The 26,453-nt window shown below is 41.1% G+C and carries 29 protein-coding genes and 1 pseudogene; 19 read left to right on the top strand and 11 right to left on the bottom strand.

Going from position 1 to position 26,453, the window contains the following annotated elements:
* Nucleotides 1-39: 39 nt before the first annotated feature.
* From CPIN_RS29730 to CPIN_RS29720, 3 genes are all read left to right on the top strand, one after another.
* On the top strand, nt 40-573 hold the full coding sequence (locus tag CPIN_RS29730) for a DUF1877 family protein (protein WP_012793589.1): 534 nt from the start codon (nt 40-42) through the stop codon (nt 571-573).
* A gap of 237 nt (nt 574-810) precedes the next feature.
* Nucleotides 811-1,902, top strand: a complete 1,092-nt coding sequence (locus tag CPIN_RS29725; RefSeq protein ID WP_012793588.1) for a hypothetical protein — start codon at nt 811-813, stop codon at nt 1,900-1,902.
* Nucleotides 1,839-3,017, top strand: a complete 1,179-nt coding sequence (locus CPIN_RS29720; RefSeq protein ID WP_044220002.1) for a hypothetical protein — start codon at nt 1,839-1,841, stop codon at nt 3,015-3,017. The genes CPIN_RS29725 and CPIN_RS29720 overlap by 64 nt, the downstream gene beginning before the upstream one ends.
* 77 nt (nt 3,018-3,094) lie before the next feature.
* On the opposite strand, the gene CPIN_RS29715 is transcribed toward CPIN_RS29720, so the two are convergent.
* From CPIN_RS29715 to CPIN_RS29705, 3 genes are read right to left on the bottom strand one after another with little or no spacing between them, the layout of a single operon-like run.
* On the bottom strand, nt 3,095-3,607 hold the full coding sequence (locus tag CPIN_RS29715; protein ID WP_012793586.1) for a hypothetical protein: 513 nt from the start codon (nt 3,605-3,607) through the stop codon (nt 3,095-3,097).
* Nucleotides 3,604-3,906: a hypothetical protein gene (locus CPIN_RS29710; protein ID WP_012793585.1), complete on the bottom strand. Its 303-nt coding sequence runs from the start codon at nt 3,904-3,906 to the stop codon at nt 3,604-3,606. The genes CPIN_RS29715 and CPIN_RS29710 overlap by 4 nt, the downstream gene beginning before the upstream one ends.
* Before the next feature lie 5 nt (nt 3,907-3,911).
* Entirely contained in the window at nt 3,912-4,523 is a 612-nt protein-coding gene (locus CPIN_RS29705; RefSeq protein ID WP_012793584.1) for a hypothetical protein, read from the bottom strand.
* A 160-nt stretch (nt 4,524-4,683) separates the two neighbouring features.
* Between CPIN_RS29705 and CPIN_RS29700 the strand changes: the two genes are divergently transcribed.
* From CPIN_RS29700 to CPIN_RS29675, 6 genes are all read left to right on the top strand, one after another.
* Nucleotides 4,684-5,877 (top strand): winged helix-turn-helix domain-containing protein, encoded by a 1,194-nt coding sequence (locus tag CPIN_RS29700; protein ID WP_012793583.1) that lies wholly within the window; start codon nt 4,684-4,686, stop codon nt 5,875-5,877.
* Between the two features lie 29 nt (nt 5,878-5,906).
* Complete coding sequence (locus CPIN_RS29695) at nt 5,907-6,497, top strand: Crp/Fnr family transcriptional regulator (protein WP_012793582.1); 591 nt, start codon at nt 5,907-5,909, stop codon at nt 6,495-6,497.
* Between the two features lie 82 nt (nt 6,498-6,579).
* On the top strand, nt 6,580-6,939 hold the full coding sequence (locus CPIN_RS29690) for a DUF4260 domain-containing protein (RefSeq protein ID WP_012793581.1): 360 nt from the start codon (nt 6,580-6,582) through the stop codon (nt 6,937-6,939).
* A gap of 332 nt (nt 6,940-7,271) precedes the next feature.
* The gene (locus CPIN_RS29685; RefSeq protein ID WP_012793580.1) at nt 7,272-7,715 is read left to right on the top strand and encodes an SRPBCC family protein; all 444 of its coding nucleotides are present in this window, start codon (nt 7,272-7,274) and stop codon (nt 7,713-7,715) included.
* A 72-nt stretch (nt 7,716-7,787) separates the two neighbouring features.
* Complete coding sequence (locus CPIN_RS29680; RefSeq protein ID WP_012793579.1) at nt 7,788-8,624, top strand: AraC family transcriptional regulator; 837 nt, start codon at nt 7,788-7,790, stop codon at nt 8,622-8,624.
* Between the two features lie 172 nt (nt 8,625-8,796).
* On the top strand, nt 8,797-9,588 hold the full coding sequence (locus CPIN_RS29675; RefSeq protein ID WP_012793578.1) for an SDR family oxidoreductase: 792 nt from the start codon (nt 8,797-8,799) through the stop codon (nt 9,586-9,588).
* Nucleotides 9,589-9,713: 125 nt separating this feature from the next.
* Here CPIN_RS29675 and CPIN_RS29670 read toward each other — a convergent pair whose 3' ends face one another.
* Nucleotides 9,714-10,580, bottom strand: a complete 867-nt coding sequence (locus tag CPIN_RS29670; protein ID WP_012793577.1) for a DUF6263 family protein — start codon at nt 10,578-10,580, stop codon at nt 9,714-9,716.
* A 166-nt stretch (nt 10,581-10,746) separates the two neighbouring features.
* Between CPIN_RS29670 and CPIN_RS39095 the strand changes: the two genes are divergently transcribed.
* The 5 genes from CPIN_RS39095 to CPIN_RS29650 all read left to right on the top strand — a co-directional run bounded on the left by CPIN_RS39095 (nt 10,747) and on the right by CPIN_RS29650 (nt 13,088).
* The gene (locus CPIN_RS39095; RefSeq protein WP_187294707.1) at nt 10,747-10,884 is read left to right on the top strand and encodes a hypothetical protein; all 138 of its coding nucleotides are present in this window, start codon (nt 10,747-10,749) and stop codon (nt 10,882-10,884) included.
* A 35-nt stretch (nt 10,885-10,919) separates the two neighbouring features.
* On the top strand, nt 10,920-11,291 hold the full coding sequence (locus CPIN_RS29665; protein WP_044219998.1) for a hypothetical protein: 372 nt from the start codon (nt 10,920-10,922) through the stop codon (nt 11,289-11,291).
* A gap of 132 nt (nt 11,292-11,423) precedes the next feature.
* Complete coding sequence (locus tag CPIN_RS29660; RefSeq protein ID WP_012793574.1) at nt 11,424-12,407, top strand: hypothetical protein; 984 nt, start codon at nt 11,424-11,426, stop codon at nt 12,405-12,407.
* A gap of 5 nt (nt 12,408-12,412) precedes the next feature.
* The gene (locus CPIN_RS29655; protein WP_012793573.1) at nt 12,413-12,652 is read left to right on the top strand and encodes a hypothetical protein; all 240 of its coding nucleotides are present in this window, start codon (nt 12,413-12,415) and stop codon (nt 12,650-12,652) included.
* A gap of 226 nt (nt 12,653-12,878) precedes the next feature.
* Nucleotides 12,879-13,088, top strand: coding sequence for a hypothetical protein (locus CPIN_RS29650; protein WP_012793572.1), 210 nt, complete (start codon nt 12,879-12,881; stop codon nt 13,086-13,088).
* A 274-nt stretch (nt 13,089-13,362) separates the two neighbouring features.
* On the opposite strand, the gene CPIN_RS29645 is transcribed toward CPIN_RS29650, so the two are convergent.
* Both CPIN_RS29645 and CPIN_RS29640 read right to left on the bottom strand, forming a co-directional pair.
* On the bottom strand, nt 13,363-14,340 hold the full coding sequence (locus CPIN_RS29645) for a hypothetical protein (RefSeq protein WP_012793571.1): 978 nt from the start codon (nt 14,338-14,340) through the stop codon (nt 13,363-13,365).
* A 520-nt stretch (nt 14,341-14,860) separates the two neighbouring features.
* Nucleotides 14,861-15,877: a zinc-dependent alcohol dehydrogenase family protein gene (locus CPIN_RS29640; RefSeq protein ID WP_012793569.1), complete on the bottom strand. Its 1,017-nt coding sequence runs from the start codon at nt 15,875-15,877 to the stop codon at nt 14,861-14,863.
* Between the two features lie 88 nt (nt 15,878-15,965).
* Between CPIN_RS29640 and CPIN_RS29635 the strand changes: the two genes are divergently transcribed.
* Nucleotides 15,966-16,367, top strand: coding sequence for a winged helix-turn-helix transcriptional regulator (locus CPIN_RS29635; RefSeq protein WP_012793568.1), 402 nt, complete (start codon nt 15,966-15,968; stop codon nt 16,365-16,367).
* Between the two features lie 910 nt (nt 16,368-17,277).
* On the opposite strand, the gene CPIN_RS29625 is transcribed toward CPIN_RS29635, so the two are convergent.
* Entirely contained in the window at nt 17,278-17,568 is a 291-nt protein-coding gene (locus CPIN_RS29625; protein WP_012793566.1) for a hypothetical protein, read from the bottom strand.
* Nucleotides 17,569-17,958: 390 nt separating this feature from the next.
* Between CPIN_RS29625 and CPIN_RS29620 the strand changes: the two genes are divergently transcribed.
* Entirely contained in the window at nt 17,959-18,864 is a 906-nt protein-coding gene (locus CPIN_RS29620; RefSeq protein WP_012793565.1) for a hypothetical protein, read from the top strand.
* Between the two features lie 145 nt (nt 18,865-19,009).
* Here CPIN_RS29620 and CPIN_RS29615 read toward each other — a convergent pair whose 3' ends face one another.
* The 3 genes from CPIN_RS29615 to CPIN_RS29605 all read right to left on the bottom strand — a co-directional run bounded on the left by CPIN_RS29615 (nt 19,010) and on the right by CPIN_RS29605 (nt 21,244).
* Nucleotides 19,010-20,071: a serine hydrolase domain-containing protein gene (locus tag CPIN_RS29615; RefSeq protein ID WP_083781168.1), complete on the bottom strand. Its 1,062-nt coding sequence runs from the start codon at nt 20,069-20,071 to the stop codon at nt 19,010-19,012.
* Between the two features lie 394 nt (nt 20,072-20,465).
* Nucleotides 20,466-20,696 (bottom strand): hypothetical protein, encoded by a 231-nt coding sequence (locus CPIN_RS29610; RefSeq protein ID WP_044219993.1) that lies wholly within the window; start codon nt 20,694-20,696, stop codon nt 20,466-20,468.
* 194 nt (nt 20,697-20,890) lie between these two features.
* Complete coding sequence (locus CPIN_RS29605; protein WP_245552045.1) at nt 20,891-21,244, bottom strand: ISAon1 family transposase N-terminal region protein; 354 nt, start codon at nt 21,242-21,244, stop codon at nt 20,891-20,893.
* Nucleotides 21,245-22,033: 789 nt separating this feature from the next.
* Here CPIN_RS29605 and CPIN_RS39230 point away from each other — a divergent pair.
* From CPIN_RS39230 to CPIN_RS29595, 3 genes and pseudogenes are all read left to right on the top strand, one after another.
* Complete coding sequence (locus CPIN_RS39230; RefSeq protein WP_222838161.1) at nt 22,034-22,351, top strand: hypothetical protein; 318 nt, start codon at nt 22,034-22,036, stop codon at nt 22,349-22,351.
* Nucleotides 22,308-23,336 (top strand): reverse transcriptase domain-containing protein, encoded by a 1,029-nt coding sequence (locus tag CPIN_RS29600; protein WP_222838160.1) that lies wholly within the window; start codon nt 22,308-22,310, stop codon nt 23,334-23,336. The genes CPIN_RS39230 and CPIN_RS29600 overlap by 44 nt, the downstream gene beginning before the upstream one ends.
* Nucleotides 23,337-23,554: 218 nt before the next feature.
* Nucleotides 23,555-24,557, top strand: a pseudogene (locus CPIN_RS29595) (PDDEXK nuclease domain-containing protein).
* Nucleotides 24,558-24,776: 219 nt separating this feature from the next.
* Here the strand turns inward: CPIN_RS29595 and CPIN_RS29590 are convergent.
* Nucleotides 24,777-25,888, bottom strand: a protein-coding gene (locus CPIN_RS29590; protein ID WP_148230517.1) for an IS3 family transposase whose coding sequence is annotated in 2 segments (ribosomal slippage) — nt 24,777-25,636 and nt 25,636-25,888 — 1,113 coding nt in all. Because the reading frame shifts where the segments join, the coding sequence is not laid out codon by codon here.
* Nucleotides 25,889-26,453 lie beyond the last annotated feature (565 nt).

The raw sequence follows: 26,453 nt of genomic DNA, 5'->3' as shown, positions 1-26,453 counted from the left end.
AAGATTTTTTCCGTAGTTTTGCTCCCCAAAATTTGTAGTATGAGTCAGAGCATAACGTTATATCGTATATCGCAGGAGAGTTTTGAGGTAATGAAGGCAAATCCGGAAGGAACTGTTATACTGGATATCTCCAAAGAAAATATTGTTTTTCCGCAAACTTTTGAAGGATTGAAATTTGTTTTATCTAAGGAGCAGGATGAAGACGCTGTTTCTTTGCTGGAGCAGATATTTTATCCTGAAACGTATATAGGTAAGGAGATTGATCTGGATGAACTGGAGATGTTGTCAGATGATATTGACTTTGAAAGTACTGCTATCTATTATAACGATACAGATGATGTTGCGGATATGCACGCTGTATTAAGTAATATATCGATTGAACAGTTTCATAAGCTGTACGACGCAAACGAACTGAACGAAAACCGTATTTACCCTGATAATGTCTGGATCGAGGAAGGTGAGGAGGACAGAGCATTTACCCGTGAGCATCTGGCAAGGGAATTTACTGACCTGAAGAGTTTTATAGCAGCAGCGAATGCGGACAATGATTATGTTTTGTCTTTGGTAAGATAGTTGTCCGCTACTCCGGCAAACAGGCTATTTCAGCAAACAGCAGCAGAAGATATATGAAACGGTAAACCCGCACTACGGTGTGATCAGAAGCATCTGGCTTTTGGCCCACTCCATAGTGCGGGTTTCCTGTTTGTTGCATACCCTGCTTTTTCTATGCTATCATTATGACTGTTTTAGCGAATATTAGAGAATTTTATATTTTATTCATAAGTTGTGTATACAGTCCAATAGTATTCGATGGAAAAACATAAAGATATTCCTTCCGCTGCCATCTGGAATACAGCATGGAAAGAATGGATGCTGGGAGTGCAAAATGATCAGGGAGATAAAACCGGTATATGGGTAGCCTGGCATACAGATGGGCATCGCTGTGGAACGACCGACTATGGTGATGGTACTCCTCCTTTTTTAAACAAGCGCTTTCATCCTGATGGTACACTTGCGCAGCAAGGGTATTGGTGTGGCGAAAACAAATGGATAGGTTGTTATCGCTGGATTAAAAGTGAGCATGTTACCCCCGAATATTTTCCTGGTGGCTATGAAAATGCGGGGGTATGGAGTATAGAATATGATTATGCAGCAGAAGGAACTGCATATAATGCCCGGCGTTATTTTGACAGGGAACATCAGCCTGTCAGTGAAAAAGGCGCTCCTTTACCTGCACGTCCTTTATCTGTTCCTACCCGTGCTTATTTCGTGGATGCAGATGGTTCAAAGCAGCTCCTGTCACATTGGGTAATGAGTGAATTTGATCCCTGGAAGAACAGGTATATCGGTGAATATGCCGAGTGGGACATGGAGGGTAATTTGCTGTTGAAAAGGCACTATGATCAGTATACTGGTATGCCGGAGGAGCTATTCACGGCAGCTGTTGTACCTGAAAAGATCAGCTATGAATATTATCAGGATATTGAACCGCTGGTGGTCCGCCAGAGCAGACATTATGCGTACAACAAGAATGACTACAGACAGTTGTTTTATGATACAGGAGAAACGCTGCTTTATTCTGTCCGCCAGCAATATATAGCCAACTTCATTACCCGAAGATATTACAATAACATACTGGTCTATGAGATCGTTCGTATACCAGATGATGCAAAACAGGTGCCGGTTAGCGTGAAGTATTTTTATCCTGATGGCGTTACACTGATAGACTACATTTCCAATAACGATGGTACCGGCAACTGGTTCATGTATGATGAGGCGGGAGCATGCTTATTGACGATGCGACTGGAAAAAGAAGCGTTTGTTAATGAGGAAGAAAGATGGAATTATTTATACCCACATGGACGTCTGATCCGGAACATCCAACTATTGCCGCTTACTTAGATGCGATTATCCTGAACTTCCGCGGGGAATATGAGCAGCATCTTATAGTAAACAGTATAAAATCATTGCCTGTACCAGACTATCTGCAAAAGGAACTGGATAATATTGACTGGGATCATATTGAAACATCCAATAGACAAGGAGAAGAATTGCCTGCGGAAATAAACGGATTATTATCCGGAGATGATGAAATCGCTGCTGCAGCTGCGACGCGGATCTGGTGGAAGATCGTGTATCAGGAAGATGTTTTTGAAGCGACCTATACAACGGCAACAATAATAGCACGTATGCTGCCGTATTGCATAGATAAGCCAGTTGTAACGGAACGTTTATTCGGTTTTTTATATGAGATAATGATACAGCCGAATATTCGCAGGGATGGATATGAGGACATGGTATCTTCCATGGCATTTTTAATTCCCCGGCTATATCAACGGGCTGGCGTCGAAGACCGCCTAACTGCAAGTCAGGCTCAATATATACTGATACATGTCGGTAAAAACCTGCCGGAAACCGCTACTTTATTACGGCGTGAATGGCAGGATATAAATCATGCGAGAGAGCGAAGGGCTTATGCGCTATTTTGTTTGGGCAGGTGGTATGAATTAGCAGACGAGCTGAATGAAATGGATACTTATCTGGCGTCTGCATTTCAACTAGAGACGGATGTTTTGCTACAGGCGATAATTGCAATCAACCTGGTTAGAAACGCAGATGATAATGCACAGGATAGCTGGGTGACTTATATCATGGATATTTTGGGCAGTGAGGGTAAAATCATCGCTGCGCTTGAAGATATGCAACCTTTCATAGGGGAGAATGGTGCACCTCAATATCTGATAGATTTACTATATAATACGAATGGAACTGCATTGGCAAAGCATATCAGGTCCTTGATCATGGCGTTGCCATCATGTGCGTTGACACATCAGCAGGCATTGATGGGAGCGATCTGTTCGACATTATTTACACCAGGGTATTTTGAAATGATGGAGGTGATACCTGTGATTGGTCATGCATTACGGGCATTGACTGAATTGGGGGAGAAGGATCCGGCGTTTATTACTGTCCATCATGAGGTGTTGTCATCATATGAAGTCCGCTTAGGAATATAGGTGTCAGAACTACTCCTGATATCTATAATCCTAAGCGGATCAATTTTTCAATGAAACTTTGAGTATTGAAAGCCATTTTAGGCTGCTTTCAGTACTCTGCTAAGCACATTCAGGTTGGCGATATATCTGTCAGCATGTTCCCTGTTTTCGATAAGCTCTGCCCAGATGATCTGACGATCAATTGCAACCTGAATAACTGGTTTGTTTTCTGCTGCAATAGTGCCTTCATCTACCAGTTGAGCGAATCCCGTGGCAATAACTGAAACGTCTAACGTATAGAAATAGTAATCGTCATCGAAATCCTTATCCAGGATGCCTGCTTTTATTTTTTCGCGATCCAGCAGTTGCTCGTTATAATCTTCCAGTTGTATTTCTCCTATACTTTCTATTACCCATTTCAGACATTCTATGGTAGGCGTACTGGGGTTTTCCAAGCGCCAGTCACGGTATTCTGCTAATGCGGTATCACCTTCGTCTGATCCGAACGGTGCGCATTCGTCAAAGTTGCTCCAGAAGAAATCTTCAGGAATGAGTGCTATTGCTTTTTTATGTGCATTTTCAATGTCGATGCCGTATTGTTCTTCGTTCATATTATGGGATTAAATATTTCGTTCCTGATCTCTGCGGAAAGCTGATAAATCGGGGACAGGTAGGATACTACCTGTTCAGGTGACATTACGCCATTCCAATCGTCATCAGTTTGAATTTCTAAAACGACTGTACCGATAATTGCATCATCTATATCTTCTGTAGGGCTGATAGATTCAGAGATGCAAAGTTCTCCCCATCTAAACCGAAAGTAGAACATTTTACCATTATCCAGTGTGCCTTCATATTGCGTAGGGAAGGCAGAACAGGTACGTTCAATCTTTACAATTACGGCTTTCATCTAACTTAGCGCTTTTGGGCCCCTGCAGGAACCTGACCTTGTTTAAAAGCTTTCTGTTGCTCTTTGTTAGCCAGGTCCATGGAGAAGTTCTCCCATTTACCATCGGCATTTAATACCGCACAGTTCCATTCACCATCAGCGTCATCAGGGAACTGCCATAAAATATGATAGCCTTCTTCGTTGGTAAATCCTTCTTCGTCAGCCTGTAAAATGCCCTTTACTTTTTCCCATATGCAAGTCTGGACAGTGGTGATAATATCGTAATTATCATCTTCCATAGCCATCGGTAATAATCTGAAGGCATAAATAACCTGTACACGGTCAAAGAAGTCATTCAGCCATTTGGCGGCGCTGGCTGGCTGAAAATCAAGGATACTTGCCCTGAATTCATCCAGTTCTTCTTTGCCCATCCCTTCTGCTGTGACCGCATCTCTTTCAATGACGGCTAAGCGTTTATTATCTTCGTTCTTTAATTCGATATGCGTCCATTTTTCGGGCTTCTCATTTTTAAGCGCATCCAGTTGAGCGTTAAGCCCGTCCTGATCCAGTGCTTCTAAAATGTCATCTAAATGAATATCCGGATTTTCCGTCCCGAGAATGCGTATATAGTAACTCATATTTGCGAAAGTAGAATGAAAGTTTTTTCCGGCCAAATGTCAGATAGGTATAAGGAGAGGATGGGAGGAGGTAGGTTGACAGGACTCAGTATCGTTATATAGTGTGTCTGTGGCAGATTGTTGATTATCTTGTAATGCAAATACTGTTTATTTTAGTATAATGGAATCTATTGTTCTTACAAAACAACAGGCGCGAAAGATCATTCTTGAAGCCGCCGGTCTTGCCCGGAAAGCACAGTTCGGGACTGGGGCTGAGGCTGTTTTTAAAGTAATTGATCATTTAGGGTTCGTACAACTGGATACGAACTTTGTCGTGGAGCGTGCCCATCATCATGTAATGGCGGCGCGTATCCCTGATTATCAGCTGGAGTGGTTATCAGATCTTTGTGAAGACGGCCGTGTTTTTGAATATATGACATCAGACGCCGGTTTTCTGCCTATGCATGACTTCCGGTTTTCACTGCCCGTAAAGGAGGCTTTTAAAGCGCAGAGTAAACCGTTTACCCAGGCTGAGCAAAAGCTGATGAAACAGATTATCGATCAGGTAGAGCGTGATGGGCCTGTTAAGGTAGGAGACTTTGAAAATGATCGCCTGGAAGCGAGTTCTGGCTGGTGGGACTGGCGCCCTGCAAAGGTGGCGCTTGAAAGGTTATATTTTAACGGGAGTCTGATGATCAGTCGGACGAAAGCCTTTCAGAAAGTCTATGACCTGCCGCTTAACCTGGTGCCACAGGAGACAGATATAAGTGTACCCACCGATGAAGAATATGCCCGTTTCGTTATCCGGCGTACCCTGGGAGCGCTTGGTATTTCATCCGCCAGGGAAATAGCCTGGCGTGCCCGCCGTGTGAAAGGAAATCTGGTTAAAAAGGAGCTTGAGAAGATGGCGAAGGCTGACGAATTGAAAAGTGTGACGGTGGAAGGTCTTAAAGGGCCGTTCTATATGCTGCCCGGTCAGAAAACGAATATAGAGTTATCCAATGAAGTATTTATCCTTTCTCCGTTTGATGTGTTAAATGTTTTCCGTAATCGTTTAAAAGACTTCTTCAATTTTGATTACCAGATTGAATGTTTTGTGCCAGCACCCAAGCGCCTGTATGGTTATTTTTCACTACCTATACTTGCCGGGGAGACCTTTATAGCCAGGATGGATGCCAAGGCGGATCGTAAGCAAAAGGAACTGATCGTACACAATCTTCATTTTGAAGCTGTTAATCTTGATAAAAGCGTAATTGAGAAACTGGTCCAGGCATTAAAAGCATTTGTTCAGTTCAATAAATGCCGGACGATCACATTCAGTAAGTCTAATAAGAAAACTTATTTGCAGGCAATCCGTAAAGGGTTATCTGAATAGGTGGATAATTGTATAATTTTCTGCACATAATGGAAGCAAAAGACCTAGATGTTTTAAGAAACGCAATACAACGCTTCTTAAAAATAACGGATGAAGAATGGGCATTACTGACACCACATATCCGATACCGCTCATTGGAAAGAGGGGAGAAATGGATTGACGAAGGACAAAGGGAACAGGATTTCGGAATCGTGCTGGAGGGCAATATGCGGCATTATTATATCCGTGACGGTGAGGAGAAAACAACCTACTTCTACTTTGAGCATCACTTTGTCAGTTCTTATATCAGTGCTATAACCGCTACACCGTCCAGGTTGACCATCGAGGCACTGACAGATAGCCGGCTGCTCGCTTTTTCCTATAAACATCTGCAATCCCTTTATGAGCAATCTCCCAAGTGGGAGCGGTTTGGGAGGCTTGTTGCGGAGTACCTGGCCATCGGATTGGAAGAACGGATGGCAGGATTACTCATTCTGAGTCCTGAAGAGCGCTATCTGGAGTTGTTAGAGAGTAATAAACAAAAGATCGTCGAGCGGATTCCCCAACATTATATTGCTAACTATCTCGGTATCACACCGGTGAGTCTGAGTCGTATCCGTAAGCGTGTCATAAAAAAATAGTTGGGCCTGTTTTTATTATCTTTTGTTAACGTTTGTAAGTTGACCGGTGTTCGATCTTTGTGCTATCAAAATATAGAACACTATGAAATATCTCTTACAAGCAGAAGCAATCGTTCCTTTTATACTGTCAGTTGTCTTACTTAATCTGCTACCTGTGCATTTTGCCTGGTGGGCCTGGATATTGCTATTTTTAGCGCCGGATATGGGGATGATCGGATATGTTGTCAATAATAAGGTCGGTGCATTTGTTTATAATCTCTTTCATCATCAACTTGTGGCGGTTATCGTATGGGGAATCGGACTATTCATCCAGCAGCCATATGTGGAAATGGTAGGGCTTATATTATTGGGACACAGCAGTCTGGATAGATTGTTCGGTTATGGTTTGAAAAGGTCAGAAGGATTTAAATTTACCCATCTTGGCATCTTGGGACAAAAGTAAAAAGCCGCACATCAGGCACCGTTCATTCAAGGGGACATATGAAAGCATCTATCTATATCAAAAGCATACAGTTTAATAGTGTCCGGCTGTTTCACAGAAAGTATGAATACCATTATATTCTGAAAAATAAGGAATATAGATAAATCATGACAAAAAGGCCAGGGATATTATCGCTGGCTTTTTTGCTTCTATAACGGCGATGTTGGGAATGAAGCACTGCTAGCAGAGCGAACTCAACGAAAATGAAGCAATTAATTATGCGACTCCTTTCAAAAACAAATATTTAAATTAGTGCGTTCTCCTTATTGTTACTATGTCAAAAAATAAGGTTTATGACTACCAGATTACCAGTACAGGCTGTTGCTACCGCTTTGTTTTCTGTATCGCCTGAACGCGTTTTTGATGCATTCCTCAGTACGGAAATGGTGGGGAAGTTTATGTTTGGTCCTCAGTTGCGCGATGAAGAGATTGTCAGTCTGAGCAATGAGCCATGGGAGGGAGGAAGTTTCTCTTATCTTGTTCGCCGGCAGGGCGAATTAATCAATCATATCGGTAAATATGTAGAGATCGCATATCCGCGGCGTCTGGTATTCACCTGGCAGATAGAGGAGGAAGGATCTGATACGTCAGAGGTTATAATAGAGATAGCTTCCATCATTGACGGATGTGAACTTACGCTAACCCATGAAATGTCCCGCAAATGGGAGGATTTTGCAGCACAATCCAAAGCTGCGTGGGGCAAGATGCTGGATAAGCTGACGGAAGTGTTACAATAAGGAGGGTTTTATGTTGATGACGCCCCATTTGTCGAGGGCTTAATGTACCTTAGGAGGCGAACATGGCCATCAATGAAGAATTCCCGTAATATTCCTTTGCATACTTTACCGGCATTGCCATTTCTGGCATCTGATCAGCGTACCGCATTTGGAGAACACTGGCCCAGTCACCGGATTGACTTTTATGCGATTGTCTGGTTCACTGAGGACAGTGGTGTTCATTTTATTGATTTTGAATCTTATCCTATCAGGGAAAATACGGTTTATCTGATAGGGCGGAACCAGGTGCATTCTATCCCATCTGAAGTGTTACCCAAGGCGAAGACAATTGTTTTTGCTGCATCGTTCTTTCATCGGATAGAAGAGCCATTTCTCCGACAACTGTTCCTGCCCTTTTCGAATGAGGGGATCCTCATTCCGGATCAGATGCACGAGGCCTTAGTGAATCTGTTTAATCTGATAGTCCTGGAGAATAAAGGGCATAATGAGCTTAAGCTGTTGCTGAAATATACAACCGCCTTTTTGTGGCAGCTGTATCGTTTCGCCAGTCATCAGTTATCCCTGCCGGCAGGCGAAGACAGCCGCATTATTCAATTGTTTCAACTGTTGGAAACGCATTATACAGAAGAAAGGTCTGCCAGTTTTTATGCGCAGCAGATTGGGTTAACTCCAAAACGGATCAATGAGATTCTACGGGAAAAAACGGGGATGACCATCAGTCAGTTGTTATATCAGCTTTTGCTTATTGAAGCAAAACGTGAATTGTTTCATGGTAACTTACCTATCAAGGAAATTGCCTATCAACTTGGTTTTGCCGACCAGTCTTATTTCGCACGATTCTTCAAAAAGCATACAGGGATCACACCAGAAGAATTCAGGGAAAAGGAGAGCCTTCGTTTTCGTGTGTAATTACAGCCAACTAATAATGTTCAGATTGTGCTAATGCATGTACAGATTGTGCTGCATTTACCGCCACTTTTCCGGGAACTTAGATCTATGGGGAGCGGTTCTCCGGGAACGGGGAATGGCTTATCTGTTAGCCGTCTGACGGCTTTTGTTTCACACATTAAAACATAGATAGATGGGACGTTTAAAAGATAAGGCAATTGTTATTACAGGTGCGGCTATGGGTCTTGGTTATGCAGCAGCATTAGAGGCAGCTAAGAATGGAGCAAAATTATCTCTTGTGGATTATAACGGGGAATCGCTGGAGAAAGCGAAAACTGTGATCCTGGAACAGTACCCGGATACAAAAATCATCACACTGGTTGCAGATGTTTCTGATGAGGCAGCGGTGAAAAGGTATGTAGATGAGACCGTGAATGCGTTTGGTACGATTGACGGATTTTATAATAATGCAGGTATTGAAGGCAGACAGGCGCCATTGATTGAGTACGACCTGGATGTATTCAGAAAAGTGGTCGATATTAACCTGATGGGTGTGTATTATGGCCTCAGGTATGTGATTCCCGTGATGCAGCAACAGGGATATGGAAGGATCGTGAATGTTGCTTCTGTAGGCGGTATAAGGGGCGTAATGAATCAGACGGCTTATGTGGCAACCAAACACGCAGTGGCTGGTGTTACTAAAAATGCATCACTGGAATATGGCAGATACGGGATACTGACGAACGCAATTGCCCCGGGAGCTATTCTGACACCAATGGTAGCAGAGGCATTTAAGCAGGTAAATCCGGCAGATCCGAAGAAAGCGGAGGCTGAATATGCACAGGCGAATCCTACTAAAAGACTTGGTTTGCCGGAGGAAGTGGGTAAGTTGGTGGTATTCCTGCTCAGTGAGGATTGTAGTTATGTAAATGGTCAGACTATCGCAATTGACGGCGGACAGTCTAACAGCTATGGAAATGTTTAGTCAGATAATATACTTATAGAACAGTGGCTTTTCTGGAGGGAGATGCTATGTGCATCAAAATAAAACCTGCTCATAGAGCAGGTTTTATTTTGATATCGGGTTATAAAGGTTGCAGACTTAATTGCTTATTCAACGGTACATTTCACGGTTGTTTTACCGTTGCAGGTTGCACTCATGGTCAGACCGGATACGTCAAATTCAAACTGGAACTGAATGTTGGAGTCAGATTGTTCTGCAATTTTTTTATTGATATCGAATATCATGGTACCGTTACCAGTACCAGCACCAGTGCCAGCGCCATTTCCTTTATTATCGTTCTGCACCATACTCATGTCCATGGTAATGTTCTGTTTCAGATCAAAGATCGCTTTACGATCTTTAATTTCTTTCAGTGTATACTTTGTAACGAGCATCATTTTCATTTCCGCCTGCGGAATCGGAAGGTTCATGGGTACTTCCATATCGAATGAATCGCCGATTTTCAGCTCTTCCGTAGGAAATTTAATACTTTGCTGCAGGTTATTCACCATCTGTCGGAGGGACATTTTCAAGGCGTCGTCCAGTTCTCCTTTGATGGTGTCAATGGAGATTTTTCCATCCCCGTTGGTGGTTCCTTCAATGACAGCATCTGCGAAAGGGTTTTCGTTTTGAACAGTTTCTTGTCCGCTAACAGACTGGCTCATGCTCATCTGATCAAACGTCATTGTCAGCGGCGTTTTTTTATCTGCCCGTTGCTGACCAGTCTTTGTTGTGTTCGCGAACTGTTGTTTCATATGCATCACAATAGGGAGTTGCATACCACTGGCATTTAACTGGTTGATGATAGCAGAATCGCCTTTAACTGTCATTTCCATATCCATGATGGTCGTCATCTGGGTTTTGTAGGTCTTGCCGGGATCCATTGAAATTTTAAGCAAAACTTTATTCTGAGCAGATACGAGCTGGGTAATGTTACCAAGGAGTAATAACAAGAGCAATCGATAGTGATTCATTTATAAATTGGATTTTCCCAAAGATGAAGAATTTTTAATAAAATCTCTGTTAAGCTATGTAGATGGGTGGGAATCCTTATTGAAAGGGGATTATTATAGCTTTTATATTATAATGTAGTTTGAAATTTAATATATTGGCGGCGTTAAAACCATCACCTCAAATAAAATGGAAAAACCCGCACACATTCCCGAAGGAGCATTTTATAATGAACAGGACAAAGAATGGCTCCTCGGAGAAACAAATGAAAAAGACCAAAGAACCGGCCTCTGGCGAAAATGGCATGAGCAAGGATATCTTGGGTAACAATTGAATATGGTGATGGTACTCCGCCATACCATGTGCAACGTTTTCACCCCGATGGTACACTGGCAGAAGAAAGCAACTGGTACGGGGGATCGAAATTCCTGGGTACTGTTCGTATGATAAAAAGCGATCACCCTACTATCGAACCATTTCCTCCTGGTGGTGCGGACAAAGCTGCTAACGTATGGATAGCAGAATTTGACTATATAGAAGAAGCAATTTACGAGGCGCAACGATATTTTGACAGAGAACATAATCCTGTTAGTTCTGATGGAGATCCACTGCCTGCAAAACCGGCCAATGTGCCTGTGCGTGCTCATTTTGTAAGAAACCAGTTTGCAGCTCCTTATTGGGTAATGGGCAACGTTGATGTTCGTATACCTGGTTTTATCGGCGAATATTTTTGAATGGAACCTGGATGGCAACCTGCTTACGACGAGACAGTATAGTACAGCCGGTGCGGTCATTGAAAATCATGAATATGATGGAGGGAAGCTATATCGGTGGCAGGGAAGGAGCAGCGGCAGATATCAGTTACAATGGATGATAATGAACGTTACAAACTGACAAAGTGGAATGCATTTATGGCTGTATCGGCAGACTATAAGGCAAAGACAAACAATACTGACTGGGATATTATTGTAGCAAAATTCAACCGTTACTACAACCAGTTTAATATTATGCAGCGATTGGAGGAGCAGGAAGTACCCGCCTATCTGCAGACCGAACTGGATAAAATAGACTGGGAAACGATACGGACAGCCATGGGAGGCGGCCAAAAGCTACCGCTTGGTATTAAAGGGTTGCTCTCCGAAGATCAGGCGATGGCAGATATGGGCGCGAGGATTATCTGGATGGAGATAGAGCACCAGGGAAGTGTGTACGAATCTACTTACAAGGTATCGGTTATACTGGCGCGCATGGTGCCGCATTATGATCACTTACCGGCAGTGCAGATGAGGCTGTACAGACATTTATATGATGTACTGGATCTGACCTATATCAGCGAGGATGAAGATCTCTATGAAGAACTGATTCATACCATTAAGTCACTAGAAGCCCGTCTGTTGCAGATGGCAGTGAGTGAAGTTTCGGATACTGCCCGTATGGCAAAGTATATCCTGGCATATACCGGCAGTACGGCAACGGAGCAATTCCTGATGACGGAATGGCAAAATACTACGCATACCAGCGAAAGAAGGGGATACGCTGTTTATTCATTATCTGATTTTTATGCCGTCAGACAGGAGAGCGATAAGCTGATCAATACTTTCGCTAAGGCTTTCACTACTGAGACGAATGCCTTTGTCCGCTTTGTGATGGCAGTGCAACTGACATCGCTGAAAAGGAAAGAAGCAGCAGATGCCTGGTTGTCGGAGTTGCTGCAAGTACTGACAAATCATGAAGATATTGAAGAGGATTATGTTAATATGATTCTTTTCATTGGAGGTATCTACGATATAGAGGAATACATACTGATCGTATTGCGTAAATCCCGTCCGGAAACATTGGAAACAATGTAGAGCCAATGATTGCTACCTTGCCCACGCTGAACTGGCAGCAACAGCTCACTTATCTCCGGACGATATTCGCTGTATTGTTTAAAGAGAAAACTGCATTAGAGAACATAACGCCTATAAGAAAGAAAGCATTGCTGGCAGCAGCGGAGGCTGTGGCGCAAGATCCTGGTTTCATTAACCGTAAAGAGGTTTTTGACGATTATGGGTTGCCTCATGATGTATATCAGCTTAGACAGCTGGCAAAATAGAGCGGCTATCAGGCATTAAACAGGCAGGCGCCGGAGGTATCACATCTCCCGGCGTTTGCTTTTATAGTCTTTTGGGAATCAGTTGTTCATGATTATGGGTGGACATCAGATGAATGAAAGTCGGATATGTGGATGATAAGTTGTGTTCCTGATAATAGGATAGTTTGGACGTAAATAAAACGTTGTAAATCAATCGGGATATTAGATTTTATGTTATATTTATAGTATGTCAAAATTCAAAGATGTTGTTGTAACGCTTTCAAAGAAGCACCCCCAAACCGGCGAACCCGCGCAAGCCGGACATTCCTTCGTTATTGGAACCTTAGGTAAGAAGACAGGCTTTTATGAGATTGAAACAGAGCAATTGAATAAATTAAAGAACGAAGATCTTCAGCAGGAGCTTTTCAAGTTGTTACACCCGCAGACTCATCACTAATAGATGAATAGGGCTTTTTATAAATTATTGTCGCAATAAGTGTATTGTGGCAAGGGATGTTTATGCGCCGGATTAATGGTCGTATTAGTGCATTTATGTATTTCTTTTGACCTTACGGCAGTGTACATTTAGCGCTCTATCTAATAGCTAAAAAGCGGGCCTATACATATGCATAGGCCCGCTTTTTAGTATAGTGTATAGTCCCAATTCAGTTCTCATTGTAAACGATGTTTAACTAAGCTGAGATGTCTCGTATTGAGTGACTATATTATGATTATTGTTTGTTGTAATGAAATCTTATGCCGTACACTTCGTTAACGCCACGTGAGCCAGACTCAATATATTGAAAGGTTCTTATGGTGTTGTCTGTGTTGAATACTGCCGGAGAGGTATAAGTGAAATCTTCGGAAGATTCAATATTAGTGATGTAATCAGCACGGATTGTTCCATTACCGAACATCTTGTCGTCAGGAGAGAGGAAGTTAAATAATGCTTGTCCGCCAATCATAGGGCACAGCGTCATATCTTCTCTCTGAGCCATCAATAAGCGATATCCTTCAGGCATTGCATTCAATGATGCATTAGCAGGAGAAACATCTGTTGAAGGGGTGATTGTCCGACGTGTTATATTTGTTCCTCCCTCTTTATACTCCAATTGCAGCGCGATTGATTTTACGCTTCCTGAACTCTCTCTTGTATATTTTACCGTATGAATAAAAAGGAGCGAGGGATGTAAACTACCAAATGATGATGTCACTGATGCGACTTTATCATTGGTATCATAAGTTACTTTCAATTGATTTCTGCCGGTACCCATCATTGATACATGTTCAATGATGATAATGCTGTCCAGGCGGTTGTTGATATATTGCAGATTGAAGGAGAATGTGGGTTCCGGATTATTTATGCCCAGTAATACGGTAGACAGTTTTCCGGCGTCGTTATAGATAAATGTATCAATACGACTGGGATTACTAAAGGAGCCTTCTATTATTTTTACCAACTCTTTTTTCTCATTATAAATAAGCGAGTCAAGATACAGAGGAGCTTTTTCAGGATTGGCGGCGGTGTCACTAAGCGGTTTGAAATACTGCACTTTAGTCAGTAAATTAACTTTAGGTGTGGTATCGTCCGGTGTTTCTCCTGGAGGGTTGGTTTGGCCTGGTGAAGGTTTATCATCTTTCTTACAGGCAGTTAGCAGTGTGATACATGACATTATCAACAGCACAGATCCGAGTTTAACAAATTTCATAGATATTATATTTAGGAGGTGCAAATGTATAAAGATTTGATTATGTATCAAAATGAATAGATATTGTTGTTTCTGGATTAGGAACTTAATAGTTATTATGGTGTTTGTTTTTTTAATATTCAGTATTAGAGGATACGTGAAATGAGCTTATGAAGATTATCAATGCTGTATAAATCCTGTAATTTTGGATTGATTTCATAAATCGTATAATTTCATTCAATATGAATGTTAATAAGTCTGACATCCCGATTTACCTTCAGGGAGAGAAGTATCTCGTAAGTCTGAGGTGGATGTGAGGCGCGAATCGATATAATAATGGTGCGACACGGTATAAGAATAAATATTTTTTCCACTTATTAATTGGAAGAGTGAAGGGGGCTGCGCGACTTGCATAATAATGTTTGCTCAGAGAAGATTGTTTTGTAGGAATAATAAAGGGCTGGTTCTTTTGAACCAGCCCTTTATTATTCTTTTCTATCTTGATGTTGTTTTTCAACATAGTAGACACCTTCTTTTATATTTAGACGCCTTCAGGTATGAGAACTATCTTACCAATATGTTGATTGCGTTCTAATGTGCGATGGGCTTCCACTACCTCAGTTAGTGAAAACTTGGGTCCGATGACCGGTTTAAGCTTCTCATGCTGAACGCCGGTTTTTACAAAGGCGATCGCTGCGTTGATTTTCTTTGCGTCCATCAATGTATCGGTCATATCATAACCGGTAATAGAGATCTTTTTTAGTACGACTCCCAGCATAGGCCATGGTCCTGGTTCCAGATCGAGCGCGCCGTATGCAAACACCTTCGCATAATTTGCAGCTGCGTTGATAAGGAGTTCAAACTGTTTGCCTCCGACAGCATCCAGGATTACATCTGCACCTTTACCGTTGGTTATTTTGAGGACTTCTTCTGATATATGCTGTTCAGTTGTTACAATAATGTGTTGCACGCCGAGATCTGAAATGGCCCGTTTCTTTGATGGAGTGCTAGTTAATGCAATGGGAATACCACCTAACAGTTTGATGGTTTGAGTGATAGCGTGTCCTGTGTTACTGGATGCTGCATTGTACAGCACATACTGGCCAGGCTTCAGGTTTGCACTATCCACCAACATGCCATAGGCAGCAAGGTAACTTACCCATAATGCTGCAGCCTCTTCGAAAGTCAGATTAGATGGGTGTTTCTCCAGGCTGGCTGCCGGCAGTATAATAAGATCTCCGTATGTACCATAATCATGATTGGAAAATTTTGCGATAACGCTCACAACATCTCCCGGAGCGAAATCTTTTACCTGGTCGCCAACAGACTCGATAACGCCGGAAGCTTCAAAGCCTAAGAGTGAAGGGAAGATAGGTTGTTCGGAAAAGTAACCGCTTCTGAAGAATGAGTCGATACGGTTTAAGCCGATTGCTTTCACCTGGAGCCGCACTTCCTGTGGTCCGGGGGCAGGTACATCGACATGTTCAACTTTTAATACTTCTGGTCCACCAGCCTGATGGAACCGTACGCCTTTTTTTTGTCTTGTTTTTATTTCCATTATTTTGGATTTTCTGCAAGTTTAGCAGCAATACAGTAAATTTGTACTGTTACCAACCGAATGTCCGGTACGTACAAAAATGTTCGTAATGGCTAAAATTAAAGCTACTTCTACCAATAATTTAAACAGACAGCTCTTCCTGGATTGTAGTCTTACCTATGCTTTGCAGTTGGTCGGCGGGAGATGGAAACTGCTGATTTTGATGGAGCTAAGTTCAGGGGCTAAGCGCTATAATGAACTGAAGAAGAACACACCCAACATCACTGAACGAATGTTGACATTACAGCTACGCGAATTAGAGGCAGATGGTTTGGTGGTGCGAAAGGTGTATGCGGAAGTACCGCCCAAAGTGGAGTATACACTAACGGCTATCGGTCATGAACTCACACCCATCTGTATGCAGTTACATGGTTGGGGGGAGCGTCATAAGGACAACGCGGCATCTAAGATGCAGACGGTAGCTTTCGATGCTGTTTCTGTCTGCAAGTAGTATTGATTTAATTGTCTGAGTGGCTGTTTCAAAAGTATTGAGCAGCCATAACGAGTACGAATGGTATCAGAAGAAGTACATTGTCAAAATATAGATCACTGCAAGAGGAATGATAACCGTTCTGGCTATTTGTCTATATCCAATATAGGCGCCAAAATAGTCCGCTAACGGATCTATGCATAAGCAGTATGCAAAAAATCCCCTTATCATCACCGGTATCAGAAAACCGTCGATGCTACCATTATTTTTGAAATAACTGTATACCATGCCTATGTGAATGACCAGAGAGAACAGTTGTTCCACATAAATGTAGATCCAGCCCCACAGTTTCTTTGGTTTAGACAGTTTATAGAAGGCCAAGGGGATGTAGAATAGTGAAAAGAATTTCAGGAACAAGTAGAGATTTAAATGACAATCTTTACAGTGTATATAATCGTCTAGTATAATGAGTGTTCCTGCAATAGACCATGAATAGAAAATCACAAGGAGAATCACTAGGAATTTTACCCATATAAGGGGATTGTCTTTTCTAATAGAGTATATAATAGGTTTCAATATGGAGGCATTAAAGGCTTAAAATAATAAATTTATGTATTATTTTCAATCTATATGATTGTTTAGCGTTTAGGGTCGTTGATGCAATTCGCTTTTCAAATGATCGAATTGTGCAAAATGAGTACAGATCCTTCTAAATAAAATATTATTAAGGTATTGAAAAAGATCAGCAGGTAGATTACCTGCACGAATATTTATCAGCCGGAGTTGTTGAAAATAGAAAACGTAAGGAGATGCTTTCATATTCCGCAAAGCTGTTATAGCAAAGAAGCCGTCTCAATAGTAGTGAGACGGCTTCCTGATTTATATAGTAATTGGTAACATCTGACCAGCACAGCATGTACTGATTATAGGATTAATAAACGTATGCGACTATCGTCGGGAAAGCATAGCCAAGTGCTCCACTTCCCAATTCGTTCCAGTTGGTTGTATAAAAGTATACCTGATTTTGTGAATTGTAGTATCTATACAGCGGGCGCGTACCTGGTACCTGTGTAGCGTATACATAACATTGTACCCATTGATAAGCCCAACCATCTCTTCCGTTTCCAAATATGCTAAAATCCGTAGTATAATAGTGATCTCCTAAGCCTGCATGATAATATCGAATCACCAATACGTTGACGGAGATTACTTTCCTCTCCATTTTGCTGATTGCTTTTCTCATAGTGTTCACGCGCTGACTGCAGTGACATAATAGCATCACCACCAATGATAAACTCTTTGCTGGAGTCTATATATTGGATCTTAGCTTCTGAGACTTTAATCTTTCCACATAAAAATGACTTTAGGGTCTCTACTTCCTCAGATTGTGATACAATTTTCTCAGCGTTTTGTACTTCTTTGTTACAGGCTACAAACAGGACGCTACAACTCAACAATGCGAATCCAAACTTGACAACAACCGCAAGTGGATTTCTTTTTTAAGCATAAGGATATTTTTCTGAGGTGCAATTTTAAATAAATTATTTATCAACGGACTAAACTATTTTAGCATATTGTTATTTCTATCGAACTTAATTTATATCTTAAACCTATGGGACTATTTCTTACGTATTCTATTGTTCAGAATAATCATCAACAGGAATTAATCTCGGAAATCAGAGATTATGCATTAGCAAATGGTGGCGGGATTCAAGCAGCAGATGTGAACTGGAGTGATGATAACTTTTGTGCTGTTTCATCCAGTGACAACAAAACAGTCATTACGTATCCTTCACATTTTACAGAGTTTCTCTCATTTTCAGCGCAGCTTTCTCAGCATTTGCAGGCACCAGTTTATACATTTCATATACATGATGGCGATAAATGGGTATTATATACTTTTGACAAGGGAAGATTGATATCAACGTTCGATCCTATTGATGAAGATGAAAGTCACGGTTTTGATTTGCAGCGGTTCTGTACAGATTTAAATGTGCAGATTAGTGATGTTGAGAAATATTTTGTTTATTGGAATAAGAAGAATAGTGGAATAAGTGCGTATAGGGAAGATGCATACCCTTATGGTGATTGTATGCAGGTATTTGATCTTACTTTAAAAATAGGACTTACCTATGCTAATGTGATCAATTATGAAAGGAAAGGTACAAGTTTTAAATTGTGGACTAAGACTTTGCGACTTGAACCGGCACCTGGATTAACACTGTCAGATATTAAAAAAACAAAGCGTTATACCAAGCATCACCTGAGACTATTACCTGCTGAAATTGAGACTATTCTCAAAATGGACTTTAATTATTTTTTAGAGAGTATATTAACACGGGGATATTGTAAAAATTGCTGGCCTGCCACTGTGGCGATGGAGGACATAGATTATTATCTTTCCATCGACGAGCTGATAATTAAATATACGGGCCATTGTAAGTCTTGTGGTAAGCAAGCTGGCGGAGCCTGGGGAGTACAAGATCTTGCAGCTTTGAAAATAGTGCTGGATAAATAGACTGAGTGCATAAATTTCCGATGCCCGAGTACAAATTGAATAGATGAGCCTCGTTTTAACTGTTTTAAAGACAAAGCTGACTATAACAATGTACCCAGCAAGTGCCACAGGTACTTGCCGATGCAGTAATGAGTTAACAATTGGCTTATAAAATAATATCTGCTATACCTTGTGCAATAATCGCTGGATTACTCGGTTCTGAATTTGTAAGTATGATAATCGCGGTGCGCTCATCAGGGAACCTGAAATACTGAGACCTGAACCCAGGTAACGAACCACCATGAAAAACTGTCTTCCGGTTCTTATACCTGGTAACATACCACCCATAACCATAGCTCTTATCAATGTCATTTGTTTTTGCCAGGTCCTGCCACATCTGCAGCCATCTTTCTTTTGAAAGTATCTTTCCTTCCTGTATCAGCATCTCCCATTTCAACATATCATCAATAGTCGATAGAAACGCACCACTAGGTCTCAAAGCTACGTAATTCAACGCATTAGTGATGGTATCTCCACCAAGACGTACATACCCGCCTGCCCTGTTATAAACAAGATTATCCAGTGACGTTACCTGTGTTGTCAGCAATCCATTTTTTTTGAAGATCTCTTTCTGCATGTACTCAGAAAAACTTCGTTTATCTGTTTGCCTGATAATGTCAGCCAATATAAAATATCCCAGGTTACAATACTGCCATTTGCTACCTGTAGGAAAAACCAGTGAATCCTTATAAGCGGCCCTGATAAGTAAGGAATCTGGTTGCGCAGCCATACCGTCGAAAATAGGAGATTCCCTTACCAGACCGGATGTATGATTCAACAGATGCCGGATAGTGATTGCAGACCAATGCGATGGTGCATCCGGATAAAACTTCGTCACCGGGTCATCTAACTTCAATTTACCTTCCTGTGTCATTTTCATGATAGCCACCGCGATTAGATGTTTACTCACAGAGCCTAGTTTAAACACCGTTTTCGTCGTAACCGGGGTATTTAGTTCCAGGTTTGCCTGTCCATACCCCTTCGCTTTTATAACTTTTCCGTTTTTTATTACGCCCACCGCCAGGCCGACTATCTGTTGCCTTGTCATGGCATTCTCGATAAATGTGTCGATCCTGTCTTTTTGAGCATACAACCCAGCAGGAAAGAGGAGCAATAGTATGATTAATAACCGCATTTGGGTAGGAGGATTACTTAATAAAGATGGCATAAACAAAGGATTTCTATAAATTTATGCAAATAAGCTAGGAATACCACTACTCAATTAATCGCTTACTGTCAGATTGAGTTTTAACTTCTACAGTTAAAGAGATAAGCACACTTTAGCTTTGAAAAATCATCAGAATCGAGATCCAATTCTATTTTTCTATGTTAAATACTAATGGGCCTAATTTGTCGTCCGTAAAAAAACGAGTGTCCAAATTAAGGACTGGTTCATATCCGCAGCAATACAGCTTTGCATTAAGCTCATCTGCCAATACTCTTACAGCGCATTGTAAACCCACGATTGAAAATTTTGATTGATCAAAATAACTTTCAGGAAAGTCAATACTTAAATCGTAGATATTACTATACTTGTATATTTGAATTCCACCATAGGGAAGTCACAATTCAAGTAATTTAAAATCGGAAAACCTAAAATAAAATGAATCGCCCGTTGAGCTATCCATAAGCTGCTTCAGTTCAAGTGAAGACGGCAATTTATCTGTAATATCAGCGTCGATAGATGTACCACGAAGGAACAATAAATTACTTCTATTCGCCAAAGCTGAAAGGAATGTAATAGTCCTTTCGATTGAAACATGTTCTAATAAAATTTCAATATTTTCTGCCATATCATTTTAATCAAAAAATCCTTTAAATGCCCCATCCAGATTAAGCTTCAATCCACGGCGATCGCCAACTTTTTTTTCAAAAAATGTATCCCTTGATCACCACTTTTTTTATGGACAAAACTCTCCAGGTGCCCTCGTTATATCTTCAAAATGTTTGAGTGCTATGTTATGGTATGACAGGGCTGATGGGATAATTATCCGAATATTCCTTTTAAAAAAAGCACGAATTCCGTTGTAATTCGTGCTCCTGATCTTACCAGTGTCCAGTTTCTGGTTACTATTTCTCCGGTTGACTGTACTTCCCAGCGCCTATGCTTAATGCATAAGGCAACCTTATGACCACGTATGGGAATGTCCTGTACTTGTATTTCTGGTAGAAAACTCTTTGAGTGCAGTGATTGATCTTTGTATTCCTCTGGGACAATATTTTTCTCTTCCAGGAAGATATTAATTTCTTTAGAATCCTTTGTGGTATTGGCTAACTCGAAGTATTCCAAGATGCCTTCTGGAAGCATTAATTGTATTAACTGGCGGTAATTCTGATCCAAAATGTTGATTTATACAGCAAAACAACAGCTTTTGATCTAATCCCCCAAGTTTTCAACTTGATCCTTTTCAACTTGATCCATAACCATGCCCAGAGCGGGCTCAGACGACTATAAAAAGCAAAAGGTCGGAGATATCTCCGACCTTTCCGCTTTAGTGCCCAGTAGCGGTAGATTATCGATTGCGCTGTGCAAAGTCCGTGAGGTGGGGATTTATAAATGAAACACCTCGAAATTACCCGGCAGGTATTTAATCCTGTCCGACAAGGTCTAGTCAACCACCGGAAGCGAGTCTTGCGTAGTCATTAGAGATGATGGCACGAAGCGTAGACAGCGACTGCTGAAGGTATGCTATTGAGCCTCGAAACTGTCCTAGACGTTGAAGCTTTAGTTGTTCGAAAAGCTAAGGCAACATCAAACCTGCGTTATAGACGAGTGGGGGTGATTCGACCGGGGTCTAAGAACATATCAAAGGCAGACAGGGGTAATACGGGAACACAGGAGAGCCTAACGTCTCCAAACGAAAGTCGGTTGTTAATGGATTGACCGAGCAAGAATAATCCAGGCTTCCAAGGTTTATATCGTCACCTTGTTAAGCGCCAAGAAAAGGCGATATCGGGAGGTATCCGCGCCGAGAGAGATCGAAGGTAAGGAGAAGGACGAAGGCAGTCTTAGCATCCTCATAGTACCGTTAGAAGGGTGGGAAATCAGCTCTATGAAAGCCACTCAGTAGGGAAGGGGGATGTCTGTTTACGGAACTAGCATCTTAGCAACACTAAATGTACCAGAGACATGAAAGAAGTGTTAACAGTAGAGATGCAGATAGCGGCCCGGGCAAGGAAGTATCCGGGAGAAGCGCTGACAAACCTGCACGAGTTTATTGACATCGGGCTATTGCATGACTGCTTCGATTCCCTGAATAAGAAGGGATCAAGCGGAGTAGATGCAGAGAAATGGACTGACTACAATAAACAAAGGAATGAGAGAATCCCAAAGTTATTGACGGCCTTTAGAAGCGGTAACTACCGTGCACCCAACATCCGGCGGGTATTTATACCTAAAGGAGATGGAAAGCTACGTCCGCGTAGGTCTTCCAACAGTGGAAGATAAGCTGTTGCAGACGGCTGTATCGCGTGTACTGACACCAATATATGAAGGGATATTCTATCATGAATCGTATGGATTTAGGCCCGGCAAATCCCAACACCAGGCAGTAGAAGCACTGTCCAGAGAAGTGAGCATGAACCGGATGCGTTATATTATAGACGCAGACATGCAAAACTACTTTGGTAGCATCAACCATGGCTGCCTGCGAGAGTTCCTTGACCTGAAGATAAAAGATGGTGTGATAAGGAAAATGATAGACAAGTGGCTGAAGGCAGGTATACTTGAGAACGGTCAGGTAGTGTATCCTACAGAAGGTACTCCTCAGGGAGGTAGTATATCACCGTTACTGAGTAACATTTACCTGCACTATGTACTGGATACCTGGTTCAAAGAGCAAATCCAGCGATTACTAAAGGATGACAGCTTTATGATCCGTTATGCAGATGACTTTTTGTTGGGATTTACCAACAAGGAAGATGCATTGCGAGTGATGAAAGTTCTACCCAAACGATTAAGTAAATATGGGCTGACCCTGCATCCAGACAAGACCAGATTAATAGACCTGGACGATGATGGAGAAGGTCATCCCCGTACCACGTTTGACTTCTTAGGTTTTACTCATTATATAAGTAAAAGCCGAAATGGAAAGCGTATCCTTAAGCGTAAAACAAGCAGTAAGAAATTGAATGGAGCTTTGAAACGGCTAAGTGACTGGATCAAGTTCTATCGACATAAGCTACCCATAGCTGAACTTATAGAAGCACTGAACCAGAAGCTACGTGGCCATTATGGCTATTATGGTATAACATTCAATATCAGGAAGCTGCATACGTACTATAACCGGACTAAATGCCTGCTCTATAAATGGCTAAACCATCGAGGAGGCAAACGTGTCTGGACATGGGCTAAGATAGCAAAGCTAACTATGGAATGGATACCCCTTATAAGACCGAAGGTCTATCACAGTTATCAATTAGCGAAGCCGTAAACAGAGGAACCGTGTGCAGGAAAGCTGCTCGCACGGATCTGTGGGGGAGCGGGGAGGTAACGATCCGCTCTACCCGGAACCAAATTGTGTTGATTATTAAGAGATTAATTATTTAGACTTAGTTGTTTGATACTTTATTTAAAGTTTAACATCGGATTAACTTACCGGAGTCAACAGGGGAGTAATTTTGCAGGATTCATCCAATTGTATGACTATTTTTGAATAAGGAATATCAAGCGTGGCTTTCACAAATCAAATACAAAGTTCAACAGGCACAATTAAGAGCAGCTCAAAATTTCAACGTTGCTCTGATTGAACTATACTGGGAGTTGGGAAGTGAAATTGTAGCACGACAGAAAGATTTCAAGTGGGGAGATAACTTTCTTCAACAACTTGCAATTGACTTGAAATTGAGTTTTCCTCAAATCAATGGGTTTTCTCGAAGGAATTTATATACAATACGGCAGTGGTATTTGTTCTTCTCCCAACAGTTTGAATTTGTGCCACAGCCTGTGGCACAATTACCGTGGTCATATCAAAGGCTATTGATTTCCAAGGTAAAAGATATAGATATCGCCATTGTTTATGCAAATGCCACCCATAAGAACGGATGGTCTCGTGATACCCTTGAGACAAATATTAGTAGAAATTACCATTTAAGATTAGGTAAGTCTGACCATAATTTTGAAGTGGCGCTTCCCAAACCACAATCGGATTTAGCGCTCGAAAATATTAAAGATCCATATCATTTTGATTTTCTGGGATTGGAAGATGATGCACAAGAACGTGAAATCGAACAGGCATTGACCCAAAAGATAACAGATTTTATGCTTGAACTCGGAAAGGGGTTTGCATTTGTTGGTCGTCAATACAAATTGGAGATAAATGAAGCCGATTATTTTGGATTTGCTTTTTTATCATCTTCATCTTCGATGTTTTGTAGTAATAGAATTAAAAGCAGGTAAATTTAAACCAGAGTATGCCGGCAAACTGAATTTTTACTTATCTGCTGTAGATAGCCAATTGAGACATTCAACTGATAGCCCATCAATTGGTATCATTTTATGTAGAATGAAAGATAAAATAGAAGTCGAATATTCACTTCGCGACCTAAATAAACCTATTGGTGTGAGTGCATTTGAATTATCCGAAATTATTCCGGAAAATTTAAAAACGCAACTTCCTACAATTGAGGGAATGGAAAATAGCTTGTTTGATTAATTGCAATAATAAAAGTCGAAAATTTTTATTATGCTGAACGAAAAAATATGTCCTTTAAAAATTATTGAAATTTTAGCAGTTTTCATAAGGATCCTAAACATTTGTGTATTCCGGAGATGCTGACCAGCAGAACGGTATCTTGACCACCCGCTTTGACAAAACTTAATTCCTGCCGAAGGCAGGCCTTCCATACTTTTTGTGGAAGTGTAAGTACCCCGTTTAGCAAACAGTATTCTTCTGGAGAATCGTTTCTTCAAGAACCATGTTTTTCCACTCTTCTGGGGTAAGATTATTTAATGCTTCATGTGGTCTACGCTGATTGTATTCTTCCAGCCACTCCTCTGTTAACTCTCGTACCTGGTTAAGGTCAAAAAATAAGTATGCATCAAGAACAGCCTCACGATATAGACGGTTAAACCTTTCTATATATCCGTTTTGCATTGGCTTACCTGGCTGGATGTATTGAACGATGATATTATTCGTTTTGCACCATAGGCAAAACTTTGTAGAAGTGAACTCCGGTCCATTATCTACTCGTATACTATTCGGCTTACCACGTGTTGTCAATATTCGGTCCAGTACCCGCGTAACCCTCTTGGCAGATAGGGATGTATCGATCTCAATAGCCAATGCTTCTCTTGAACAGTCATCCATTACATTAAAAGTCCGGAAGCGTCTATTACCAGTCATACTATCACTCATAAAATCCATACTCCAACTAACGTTAATCATTTGTTGCCTGATCAGTGGTTGCTTTATCCGGGCGGGTAATCGTCTTTTCCCTTTCCTACGTTTGTTGAGTTTTAATAGCCTATAAACACGGTAAATCCGTTTATGATTCCATTTATGGCCTGCCCTCCGCAAATAAGAGGATAGCTTCCTGAAGCCGTAATTAGGATGCTTAAAAGCCAATTCCTGCAATGCAATAATAACTGCATTATCATTCTTACGGCTATTGTAATAGAATTGAGATCGTGGAAAGGATACAAGTCTACAGGCCCTACTCACAGAAATACCTTCTTCACTAACCAGCTCATGCGCTATTTGTCTTTGGGTGGCAGGGCCCAGCCTTTTTTTGTGAAGAGATCTTTAAGAAGTTGATTATCCAGGGATACATCAGCATACATCCTTTTCAGACGCGCATTTTCTTCTTCTAGATCTTTCAAACGCCTTACATCTGAGGCTTCCATACCTCCATAACGACTCTTCCAATTATAGAAAGTCGCTTCTGAAATGCCGTGTTGTCGGCAGATCTCTTTGGTCGGTATCCCGGATTCTTGTTGTTTAAGGATAGAAACAATCTGGGATTCTGTAAATCTTGTTTTTTTCATGATGAACAGATTAGTTTAAAATTAACACTTTTATCTAATTTTAAACTGTCTGCCGTTAAGGGGTACTTACAGCATATAAAATATGCTATTCATAAACAATTGTAGATGTAAAAAAGTTTACGCTTCAAAAAAAAGAGGGAAATGAATATTTCTATTTAAATAAAGGATGGAGTTGTGGCGTTAGGTCAATTTGCCTGTTGTCTATACTTAATATAATAAGTAAGTGTATTCACGCTCATCTCATTATATTTACTATCTCAACGCCCACATTTTAAATGAATAAGTACGTAATAGATAATAATAAAGCCTAAATCAAAAACGCCGGAGATATTATCTCCGGCGTTTTGCGTTTGTGCCCAGAACTGGAACGGTTCGGACTCTGAATATCAATTAGTTGCAGAGATTGCTTGTCAAAGATTTAGAACTCGGAGGAAGATTACCAGTTCTAAATGCTTCCTAACTCATTCTACCTATCCCAACAAATATAAGTAAAAAGGTTTTTTGCTATCATAAATATAACAGCCTGCCAATCCGCCTTCAATACTAATCAATTGCAGTAAATTCT

Source organism: Chitinophaga pinensis DSM 2588, from assembly GCF_000024005.1.
In the GTDB taxonomy this organism is placed as follows: domain Bacteria; phylum Bacteroidota; class Bacteroidia; order Chitinophagales; family Chitinophagaceae; genus Chitinophaga; species Chitinophaga pinensis.
The sequence above is the reverse complement of the archived record's forward strand: the minus strand, read 5'-3'. Positions and strand labels throughout refer to the sequence as shown.